General features: G+C 60.3%; 11 protein-coding genes. 9 read left to right on the forward strand and 2 right to left on the reverse strand.

The window, feature by feature from the left end:
* Window positions 1–21 precede the first annotated feature (21 nt).
* Window positions 22–975, reverse strand: a complete 954-nt coding sequence (locus HU765_RS21440; protein WP_186622806.1) for an alpha/beta fold hydrolase — start codon at window positions 973–975, stop codon at window positions 22–24.
* A gap of 130 nt (window positions 976–1,105) precedes the next feature.
* Here HU765_RS21440 and aroC point away from each other — a divergent pair, with 130 nt between their 5' ends.
* The 5 genes from aroC (at window position 1,106) to mtnC (ending at window position 5,325) form a co-directional block, all read left to right on the forward strand.
* Window positions 1,106–2,197: a chorismate synthase gene (gene aroC, locus HU765_RS21445; protein ID WP_186551895.1), complete on the forward strand. Its 1,092-nt coding sequence runs from the start codon at window positions 1,106–1,108 to the stop codon at window positions 2,195–2,197.
* A gap of 34 nt (window positions 2,198–2,231) precedes the next feature.
* Complete coding sequence (locus HU765_RS21450; protein WP_186622807.1) at window positions 2,232–3,377, forward strand: MFS transporter; 1,146 nt, start codon at window positions 2,232–2,234, stop codon at window positions 3,375–3,377.
* The gene (locus tag HU765_RS21455; protein ID WP_186551893.1) at window positions 3,374–4,000 is read left to right on the forward strand and encodes a methylthioribulose 1-phosphate dehydratase; all 627 of its coding nucleotides are present in this window, start codon (window positions 3,374–3,376) and stop codon (window positions 3,998–4,000) included. The genes HU765_RS21450 and HU765_RS21455 overlap by 4 nt, the downstream gene beginning before the upstream one ends.
* A 91-nt stretch (window positions 4,001–4,091) precedes the next feature.
* Window positions 4,092–4,637, forward strand: coding sequence for an acireductone dioxygenase (locus HU765_RS21460; RefSeq protein WP_186622808.1), 546 nt, complete (start codon window positions 4,092–4,094; stop codon window positions 4,635–4,637).
* 4 nt (window positions 4,638–4,641) lie between these two features.
* The gene (gene mtnC, locus HU765_RS21465; RefSeq protein WP_186622809.1) at window positions 4,642–5,325 is read left to right on the forward strand and encodes an acireductone synthase; all 684 of its coding nucleotides are present in this window, start codon (window positions 4,642–4,644) and stop codon (window positions 5,323–5,325) included.
* Window positions 5,326–5,446: 121 nt separating this feature from the next.
* Here mtnC and HU765_RS21470 read toward each other — a convergent pair whose 3' ends face one another.
* Window positions 5,447–5,725, reverse strand: a complete 279-nt coding sequence (locus HU765_RS21470; protein ID WP_016773780.1) for a DUF3509 domain-containing protein — start codon at window positions 5,723–5,725, stop codon at window positions 5,447–5,449.
* 389 nt (window positions 5,726–6,114) lie between these two features.
* Here HU765_RS21470 and HU765_RS21475 point away from each other — a divergent pair, with 389 nt between their 5' ends.
* The 4 genes from HU765_RS21475 to HU765_RS21490 all read left to right on the forward strand — a co-directional run bounded on the left by HU765_RS21475 (window position 6,115) and on the right by HU765_RS21490 (window position 9,554).
* On the forward strand, window positions 6,115–7,953 hold the full coding sequence (locus HU765_RS21475) for a long-chain-acyl-CoA synthetase (protein ID WP_186622810.1): 1,839 nt from the start codon (window positions 6,115–6,117) through the stop codon (window positions 7,951–7,953).
* Between the two features lie 97 nt (window positions 7,954–8,050).
* Window positions 8,051–8,569 carry an ankyrin repeat domain-containing protein gene (locus HU765_RS21480; protein WP_186622811.1) on the forward strand — a complete coding sequence of 173 codons (519 nt, stop codon included), beginning with the start codon at window positions 8,051–8,053 and terminating at the stop codon, window positions 8,567–8,569.
* A 191-nt stretch (window positions 8,570–8,760) separates the two neighbouring features.
* Window positions 8,761–9,291, forward strand: a complete 531-nt coding sequence (locus HU765_RS21485; RefSeq protein ID WP_186622812.1) for a hypothetical protein — start codon at window positions 8,761–8,763, stop codon at window positions 9,289–9,291.
* A 71-nt stretch (window positions 9,292–9,362) separates the two neighbouring features.
* On the forward strand, window positions 9,363–9,554 hold the full coding sequence (locus HU765_RS21490) for a PLDc N-terminal domain-containing protein (RefSeq protein ID WP_016773784.1): 192 nt from the start codon (window positions 9,363–9,365) through the stop codon (window positions 9,552–9,554).
* The last annotated feature ends 52 nt before the right edge of the window (window positions 9,555–9,606 follow it).

Genomic DNA, 9,606 nt, shown 5'->3' on the forward strand with positions numbered 1-9,606 from the left:
GGACTGGAGGGCAAAAAGCAGTTAACGGGTGCGAAGTCCGCCAATAAATTCAATGATCGCCGAACCAAGTTCCGCTGCCAGCGGCAAATCTGGATCCTTGTACGAGGCCAACTGCCGCTTCATGTCGTTGTGCACGATGCGCAACACATGGTTCATGCCTTCGATGATCACCAGTTGCGCGTCCGGTTTCACAGCCTTGAGCCGCTGCGCATCTTGCGTACCGACCTGCATGTCGTTGCTGCCCTGAACGATCAGCGCCGGCATGTCCAACCGCGCGAAGGCGTTGGCCGGGTCCTGGCGGAACAGCGAAATCAGGTACGGCTGCACGCTCGGGCGGAAAATCACCTGCAGCGGTGGCGGCACGTTGTCATCGGTGCGGCCGGCCTTGAGGCTGTCGAGCAGTTCGTTGCTGCGCAGCATCAGCGGCGGCGGCAGGCTGCGCGCCAGTTGCTCGCGGATCACCTGATCGACCGGCCGCGCGCTGCCGGACAGGGAAATCACCGCTGCCGCCTGCAATGTCGGCGCGGCGAGGCTGGCGATCAGTGCGCCTTCGCTGTGACCGAGCAGAATCAGCGGGCCGAAGCGCGGATCGGCCTTGAGTTTCTGCCCCCATGCCACGGCGTCCGCCGCATAGGCTTCGACCGACAAATTTCGCTCATCCGGTGTTGCCGCCAGACTCGCGGCGACCCCGCGTTTGTCGTAGCGCACGCTGGCGATATTGTGTTTGGCCAGCACCCAGGCCAGGCGTTTCAGGCTGTCATTGCGCCCACCGTCGGGGTTGTTTCCGTCACGGTCGGTAGGACCCGAGCCAGAAATGATCAGAACAATCGGCACCGGACTGTCGGACTTGGGTAGCAATAGCGAGCCGAAAAGCTCGCCTGTACCGGTATCCAGAGATACCGGGCGTTGTAGGACGGTTGCCTGGGCAAAGCCCGTTAAGAGGGTAAGACTCAAGATCAAAACTCGCAGCATCATCACGCCATCATTCGCCAAGGTGCCGGTTGGACTCACCTACACCGCTAAGGTTCGAGGATGAACTACTCGGTTAGCCTGCGTATACTGGCGCGCATCACGAATTCGGGTTTGATTTCACGGAGCGTCCTGCATGTCCGGCAATACCTACGGCAAGTTGTTCACTGTCACCACCGCTGGCGAAAGCCATGGTCCGGCGTTGGTCGCCATTGTCGACGGCTGCCCGCCGGGCCTGGAGATTTCCCTCGAAGACTTGCAGCGCGACCTCGATCGCCGCAAGCCCGGCACCAGCCGCCACACCACCCAGCGCCAGGAAGCCGACGAAGTCGAAATCCTCTCCGGCGTGTTCGAAGGGCGCACCACCGGCTGCGCGATCGGCCTGCTGATCCGCAACACCGACCAGAAGTCCAAGGACTACTCGGCGATCAAGGACCTGTTCCGCCCGGCCCACGCCGACTACACCTACCACCACAAATACGGCGAGCGCGATTATCGCGGTGGCGGTCGCAGTTCGGCGCGGGAAACCGCCATGCGTGTAGCAGCCGGTGCGATTGCGAAAAAGTATCTGGCGAGCCAGGGCATCGTCATTCGCGGCTACATGAGCCAGCTCGGCCCGATCGAAATCCCCTTCAAGACCTGGGATTCGGTGGAAGACAATGCCTTCTTCAGCCCCGATCCGGACAAAGTGCCGGAGCTGGAAGCCTACATGGACCAGCTGCGGCGCGATCAAGACTCGGTCGGCGCGAAGATCACCGTGGTCGCCGAAGGGGTAATGCCGGGCCTGGGCGAGCCGATTTTCGATCGCCTCGATGCCGAACTGGCCCATGCGCTGATGAGCATCAACGCGGTCAAGGGCGTGGAAATCGGCGCCGGTTTTGCCTCGGTTGCCCAACGCGGCACCGAACACCGCGATGAGATGACCCCGCAAGGTTTCCTCAGTAACAACGCCGGCGGCATCCTCGGCGGTATCTCGTCGGGTCAACCGATCGTCGCTCATCTGGCGCTCAAGCCAACGTCGAGCATCACCACCCCGGGGCGTTCGATCGACATCCACGGCAACCCGGTCGACGTGATTACCAAGGGCCGCCATGACCCTTGCGTCGGCATCCGCGCGACACCGATCGCCGAAGCGATGATGGCCATCGTGCTGATGGACCACCTGCTGCGTCATCGTGGGCAGAACGCCGATGTGCGCGTCAGCACGCCGGTGCTGGGCCAGCTTTGATGGCTGGCTTTGACGCTGTCGCGGCATAACCGGCGTGGCGGCGGTTCCGTACTGGCGGCTGTCCAGTTTCTATCTGTTCTATTTCGCCTTGCTCGGTTCGACAGCGCCGTTCCTGGCGCTGTACTTCGATCACCTCGGCTTCAGCGCCGCACGTATCGGCGAACTGGTGGCGATTCCGATGCTGATGCGCTGCGTCGCGCCGAATATCTGGGGCTGGCTTGGCGATTACACCGGCAGGCGGCTGGCGATCGTGCGTTTTGGCGCGGTGTGTACGCTGCTGACCTTTTCGCTGATTTTCGTCAGCAAGAGCTACGCCTGGCTGGCGCTGGTGATGGCGTTGCATGCGTTCTTCTGGCACGCGGTGTTGCCGCAGTTCGAGGTCATTACCCTGGCGCACTTACAGGGGCAGACCTCGCGGTACAGCCAGATCCGTTTGTGGGGCTCGATCGGTTTCATCATCACCGTGGTTGCGCTGGGGCGGTTGTTCGAATGGCTCAGCCTGGACATCTATCCGGCAGCGCTGGTGCTGATCATGGCCGGCATCGTCCTCAGCAGTCTGTGGGTGCCGAATGCTCAGCCACCACAAGGCAATCGACCTGGCGGCGAAGGGTTTCTCAAGCAGTTGCGCAGTCCCGGGGTGCTGGCGTTTTACGCTTGCGTCGCGCTGATGCAAATGAGCCACGGTCCGTATTACACGTTTTTGACCTTGCACCTTGAGCGGCTCGGCTACAGTCGTGGCGTGATCGGCATGCTCTGGGCGGTTGGCGTGGTCGCCGAAGTATTGATGTTTATGGCGATGAGCAGAATTCTGGCGCGGTTTTCCCTGCGCCGGGTGCTGCTGGCGAGTTTTCTGCTGGCGGCGTTGCGCTGGGTCTTGCTGGGCTCGTTCGCCGAATTTCTCTGGATATTGCTGTTTGCGCAGATTCTGCACGCGGCGACGTTCGGCAGCTTTCATGCCGCTGCCATCGCCTTCGTGCAACGTAGCTTCGGCCCACGCCAGCAAGGCCAGGGTCAGGCGCTGTACGCGGCGCTGGCCGGCACCGGCGGGGCGCTCGGCGCGCTGTATGCCGGTTACAGCTGGAATGCCCTCGGCGCGCCATTGACCTTTAGTATTGCCAGTCTCGCGGCGTTCGCTGCTGCGGTTATCATTGCCACACGTATGCAAGAGGACAGGCCATGAGCCTTACCCGTGAACAGCTCGCCCGGCAGATCGTCGACGCCGGGCGCTTTCTTTATGGCCGCGGCTGGTCCCCGGCCACCAGCAGTAATTATTCGACTCGCCTGTCGCCAACCGAAGCGCTGCTGACCGTCTCCGGCAAGCACAAGGGCCAGTTGGGTCTGGATGATGTGCTCGCCACTGACTTGTCCGGTAACAGCCTGGAACCGGGCAAGAAGCCGTCCGCCGAAACTCTGCTGCACACCCAGCTCTACGCTTGGCGCGCGGAGATCGGCGCGGTGCTGCACACCCATTCGGTGAATGCCACGGTGCTGTCGCGCCTGACCCCGCAAGACTTCATCGAGTTCGAAGACTACGAACTGCAAAAAGCCTTCAGCGGTATTTCCACCCACGAATCGCGGGTGCGCGTTCCGATCTTCGACAACGACCAGGACATCGCGCGCCTCGCCGCCGAGGTGCAGCCGTGGCTCGACGCCCACCCCGATTGCGTCGGCTATCTGATTCGCGGCCACGGCCTCTACACCTGGGGCGCGCAAATGAGCGACGCACTGCGGCAGATCGAGGCCTTTGAATTTCTGTTTGAATGCGAGTTGAAAACCCGCAGCGTCATGAACCGTCACGGCTGACTTCAGCAGAAGCCGCCGTTTGCCTGATAGAAGGTTGTGCCCGACCGGTCTGCAAGAGCCGGACGGCAAGGCCGATACGAGGAATTGCCCCATGAGCAGCCTGTCCGTTTATCACGTTTCCAACCCTGAAATTCCCAACAAGGTGCTGACCCATTTCGAAGACATCGCCTCGACCCTGGCCGAGCAGGGCGTGCGCTTCGACCGCTGGCAAGCCGCCGCGAAGATTCAGCCCGGCGCCAGCCAGGACGAAGTGATCAGCGCGTACAAAGAGCAGATCGACAAATTGATGACCGAGCGTGGTTACATCACCGTCGATGTGATCAGCCTGAACAGCGATCACCCGCAAAAGGCCGAATTGCGTGCCAGGTTTCTGGAAGAACACCGCCATGGTGAAGACGAAGTCAGATTTTTCGTCGCCGGCCGTGGGCTGTTTACGCTGCACATCGACGATTATGTTTACGCCGTGCTCTGTGAGAAGAACGATCTGATCTCGGTTCCCGCCGGCACCAAACACTGGTTCGACATGGGCGAGCATCCGCACTTTGTCGCGATCCGTCTGTTCAACAACCCGGAAGGCTGGGTGGCCAACTTCACTGGCGAAGACATCGCCGGCCGCTTCCCGCGTCTGGAGGACTGAGCCGATGTCGATCAAAGTCATTCTCACCGACATCGAAGGCACCACCAGCGCCGTCAGCTTCGTTTTCGACGTACTGTTTCCGTATGCGGCCAAACACCTGCCGGACTTCGTGCGCCAGAACGCTTCGCGCGCCGATGTCGCTGAACAGCTTGACGCGGTACGCCGTGACAGCAGCGAACCGGCAGCCGATGTTGAACGGGTGGTTGAAATCCTGTTGAGCTGGATCGCCGAAGACCGCAAAGCCACACCGCTCAAGGCCTTGCAAGGGATGGTCTGGGCGCAGGGTTATCAGGCCGGGCAGTTGAAGGGACACGTTTATCCGGATGCCGTTGAGGCGCTGCGGCGCTGGCATGCTGCGGGCTATCAACTGTTTGTTTACTCGTCCGGCTCGATCCAGGCGCAGAAGCTGATTTTCGGTTGCTCGGAGGCGGGAGACCTGACGCCGCTGTTCAGCGGATATTTCGACACCACCTCGGGACCGAAGCGTGAGGCGCAGTCCTATCGCAACATTCAGCAGGCGGTGGCTGTTGAAGCAGAAGAAATCCTGTTCCTGTCGGACATCGTCGAAGAACTCGACGCTGCCCAGTCAGCCGGCCTGCAGACCTGTGGCCTGGCCCGCGAAGGTGGGGAATTAGCGGGGCATGTAACAGTCGACAGCTTTACCGGGATTGAACCGGAAGCTTTCTGACTCACCTCAAACAAAAATGTGGGAGTGGGCTTGCTCACGAAAGCGGTGTATCAGTCAGCATCTGTCGACTGACACACCGTTTCGCGAGCAGGCTCGCTCCCACACGTTTTGTTAAATGCAATTACAGCGAATGATACGTCGGCAGTGCAAAGCGCTGCTGGCTCTGCAGCATGGCGATTTGCGGCAGTTCGCTGGCCTGTTCGGCCAAGTCTCGGCGGATAGCGCTGATCGCCCACGACAGCTGGTCACCGGCGTGCAGTTGTTGATACGAGAGTGCACGTTTGAAGACTTTGCCGTCGCTGCTACGCAGGGTCAACAGAATGCCACCGTCAGGACGTGGCGCAGTGCTGACTTCGTAGTTGGAGAACAGCGATGTAAATTTTTCTTGGATCAGGCTCATGTCATCAGCTCCGTGTGTACTTGAATGGCAAGCATGCGGAGGTAGTTGCAGCGATTGTGCCAGCATCGAAAACTTTAAAAAGTCTTTAATTTCAACGAGTTACAAGCAATGCATTTTGCAGGCGTCGTGCAAACTGCATGAATGGCCATCGTGCATCCTGCATTTTGCGTGATTCTTGCCAGCGTTACGGAACCAAACGCTCGTACCAGAATCTCCGGCGTTGGCAGCGCACCAGCAGATACAAAACATTGCAAAAACCGCATGTACAGGCCGAGAAGGGCTGACGTATTTTCATTCTCGAACCGCGCTGCGACTGCGCCGGTTGCCTCAAGCCTTTGCCCGAAAAAATAAGAACACCGGCCCGAGATAAGGCCGACCGGGGAGCATTCATGCGTCACGTGCCAAGCGACACGATTACCTGGGGCATGATGCTCCGCAAGCTGCCGATGATTGCCAAGGCCCTGCCGCGGGTGGTCAAGGGCATGAAGGTGGCGAATGTCACGGACCCGACCCAAAGCTGTGGCCTTGGCTGGACCTTTGAGCAAGCGACCCTGCGCAATCCCGATGGCCCGGCGTTAATGCAGGGGGAGGTGCTGCTGACCTACGCGCAGGTTAATCAGTGGGCCAACCGTATCGCCCATTATCTGAGCGGGCAGGGCATCGGCAAGGGCGATGTGGTCGCGGTGTTTATCGAAAACCGTCCCGAACTGCTGGTGACGATTCTGGCGCTGGCCAAGGTCGGCGCGGTCAGCGCGTTGCTCAATACCTCTCAGACGCGCGACACGCTAATCCACAGTGTGAATCTGGTGGCGCCGGTCGCCCTGATCGTCGGCGGGGAGCTGGTGCCGGCATTTGCTGCTGTGCGCGAGCAGGTGTCGATTGCGCCGCAGCGCACCTGGTTCGTTGCCGATCAGGACACCTACAGCCACCCGGGCATTGCGCCCGAGGGCTACGTCAACCTGATCAGCGCCAGTGCCGACGCACCGAGCGATAACCCGCCGAGCAGCCGCCAGGTGTTTTGCGATGATCCGTGTTTCTATATTTACACCTCTGGCACCACCGGGCTGCCGAAAGCCGGGGTATTCAAGCATGGCCGCTGGATGCGCAGTTCGGCGAGCTTCGGCATGATCGCCCTCGATATGCGCCCTGACGACGTGGTCTATTGCACCTTGCCGCTGTACCACGCCACTGGGCTTTGTGTGTGTTGGGGCTCGGCGATCAACGGCGCGTCGGGTTTCGCGATTCGCCGCAAATTCAGCGCCAGCCAGTTCTGGAGCGACGTGCGCCGCTACCGCGCGACGACCCTCGGCTATGTCGGCGAGTTGTGTCGTTACCTGGTCGATCAGCCAGTGAGCGCCGACGACAACCGGCATGACGTGCGCAAGATGATCGGCAACGGCTTGCGCCCCGGCGCCTGGGCCGAGTTCAAGACGCGCTTCGGCGTCGACCATATTTGTGAGCTGTATGCGGCCAGCGACGGCAACATCGGATTCACCAACATCCTCAACTTCGATAACACCGTCGGCTTCTCGCTGATGGCCTGGGAGCTGGTCGCGTACGACCATGACAGTGGCGAGCCACTGCGCAGCGACGACGGCTTCATGCGCAAGGTTGGCAAGGGCGAGCAGGGTCTGCTGCTGGCCCGGATCGACGAAAAGGCGCCGCTCGATGGCTACACCGATCCGCAGAAGACCGCCCGCGTCGTACTGCACGACGTGTTCAACAAAGGTGACCGGTTTTTCAACACTGGCGACCTGTTACGCAACATTGGCTTTGGCCATGCGCAATTTGTCGATCGGTTGGGCGACACCTATCGCTGGAAGGGCGAGAACGTCTCCACCACCGAAGTCGAAAACCTGCTGCTGCAACACCCGCAGATCTCCGAGGCGGTGGCGTATGGCGTGGAGATTTGCAACACCAATGGACGCGCCGGCATGGCGGCGATTACCCCGGCCGAATCTCTGGCGACCCTGGATTTCGCCGAGCTGCTGAGCTTCCTCCGCCAGCGAATGCCGGCCTACGCCGTGCCGCTGTTCCTGCGGGTCAAGGTCAAGATGGAAACCACCGGCACCTTCAAATACCAGAAAACCCGTTTGAAAAAAGAAGGCTTCGACCCCGGCCAGACCGGGGGCGATCCGATTTTTGCCTGGTTGCCCGGCAGCGAAACTTACGTTCAGCTCAATGAGCAATTGTTAACCGAAATTCAGCAAGGCCAATACCGTTATTGAATCTGGCTATTGCCCGGTGATGAGAAAAAGGGGGTGACAGCTATCGCCGCGCTCGGGAAACTGTCGCCTTTCCGATTGACCGAAGTGGAGTTGCCTCATGTCCGACCAAAGCCGCCAGATGACCCCTGAAGAAGCTGCCGAATTCACCGAGCAGGTTTTCAACAAGGCGCGCGACGGTGATGCCGAAATGCTCGATCGCCTGGTGACCGCCGGTTTGCCGGTGAACCTGAAAAACAGCAAGGGCGACACGTTGCTGATGCTTGCCAGCTACTACGGCCATGTTGATGCCGTGAAGGTCTTGCTTAAACACAAGGCCGACCCTGAGATGCGTAATGGCAACGGCCAGAGTCCGATTGCCGGTGCAGCATTCAAAGGCGATCTGGCGGTGGTCAAGACGCTGGTCGAAGCAGGCGCTGACCTTGAAGGCTCGTCGTTTGATGGCCGCACGGCGTTGATGATGGCGGCCATGTTCAACCGCGTTGAAATCGTGGATTACCTGATCAGCAAAGGCGCCGATCCGAAAGCCAAGGACGCCAATGGCGTCACGGCGCTGGATGCGGCTCGTACGATGGGCGCAGTGGACACCACGGCGCAGCTGGAAAAACTGCTGGCCTGAAGGCCTGTGGCGAGGGAGCTTGCTCCCGCTTCAGTGCGAAGCGCTGGCAAAAAGAGTGGCCCCTCGGATTTTTTTTGGGCCGCTACGCAGCCCAGCGGGAGCAAGCTCCCTCGCCACGGGTGTCGGGTGCGCTGAAGAATGCGTTATCCTTCGCGCCCTCGAAATCCATCTTCGCCACAGGATCCGCCCTAATGAAAGCCGCACTCGTCGAACTCATCAGCAAAATCAGCTCCGGCTGCATGGGCGAGGACGAGATCCTGACAGTGGCCGATGAAGCGGCGCAGGCTTACGCCGATGCCGACGCTTTTCTGGCCGCCAACCCGGATATCAACTACGACGACACCTTCCCGATTCCGCTGGGCGAGTGGGTGGTGGTCGGCAGTCTGCCGGAAACCGTGCTGTTCCAGGCCGACACTTACGTCGATCTGTTCGCGCAAATCGTCGCCTCGTTCGGCCCGGGTGTGAACTTCAATCTCAAGCCCAAGCAACTGGCCAGGACCGAAGCGCTGACCGCACTCAACCGCATTCAGGTGCAGATGAGCAGCCTGAGCAAGGAAAACGGCGGTTACACGCTGATGAACTTCAGCCAGTTGCTCGACGATGAGCTGCAAATGGTGCTGGTCTACGGCAATGACGTCCCTCGGGTGCTGGAGTTGTGTGCCGAAGTCGGCATCGCCGCTGCGCCAGCGCTGGAAGCCTTGAAGGTCGCCGTTCACGTCTGAACGCAATAAAAGGGAACCCTGCGCGCGACCGTCTATCCTAAAAGTGCATGCCACTATTCTGGAGCGACACCATGGGTTCCACCTTCAATGGTCTGATCGGCCTGATCATCCTCGCCCTCGACATCTGGGCCATCATCAACGTGCTGAAAAGCGGCGCCTCCACCGGGATGAAAATCGTCTGGGTGTTGCTGATCATCCTCCTGCCGGTGCTGGGCCTGATCATCTGGGCGATCGCCGGGCCGCGGGGCAACGTCCGAATCTGATAAACACCGCATCCCATTGTAGGAGTGAGCCTGCTCGCGATTGCTGTCTATC

The sequence above is a fragment of the Pseudomonas sp. SWRI81 genome, assembly GCF_014268545.1.
Classification (GTDB): domain Bacteria; phylum Pseudomonadota; class Gammaproteobacteria; order Pseudomonadales; family Pseudomonadaceae; genus Aquipseudomonas; species Aquipseudomonas hamedanensis.

Coding starts and splice junctions, on each gene's coding strand:
- HU765_RS21440 (WP_186622806.1), bottom strand. CDS start 975: ATGATGCTGCGAGTTTTGATCTTGAGTCTTACCCTCTTAACGGGCTTT.
- aroC (WP_186551895.1), top strand. CDS start 1,106: ATGTCCGGCAATACCTACGGCAAGTTGTTCACTGTCACCACCGCTGGC.
- HU765_RS21455 (WP_186551893.1), top strand. CDS start 3,374: ATGAGCCTTACCCGTGAACAGCTCGCCCGGCAGATCGTCGACGCCGGG.
- HU765_RS21460 (WP_186622808.1), top strand. CDS start 4,092: ATGAGCAGCCTGTCCGTTTATCACGTTTCCAACCCTGAAATTCCCAAC.
- mtnC (WP_186622809.1), top strand. CDS start 4,642: ATGTCGATCAAAGTCATTCTCACCGACATCGAAGGCACCACCAGCGCC.
- HU765_RS21470 (WP_016773780.1), bottom strand. CDS start 5,725: ATGAGCCTGATCCAAGAAAAATTTACATCGCTGTTCTCCAACTACGAA.
- HU765_RS21475 (WP_186622810.1), top strand. CDS start 6,115: ATGCGTCACGTGCCAAGCGACACGATTACCTGGGGCATGATGCTCCGC.
- HU765_RS21480 (WP_186622811.1), top strand. CDS start 8,051: ATGTCCGACCAAAGCCGCCAGATGACCCCTGAAGAAGCTGCCGAATTC.
- HU765_RS21485 (WP_186622812.1), top strand. CDS start 8,761: ATGAAAGCCGCACTCGTCGAACTCATCAGCAAAATCAGCTCCGGCTGC.
- HU765_RS21490 (WP_016773784.1), top strand. CDS start 9,363: ATGGGTTCCACCTTCAATGGTCTGATCGGCCTGATCATCCTCGCCCTC.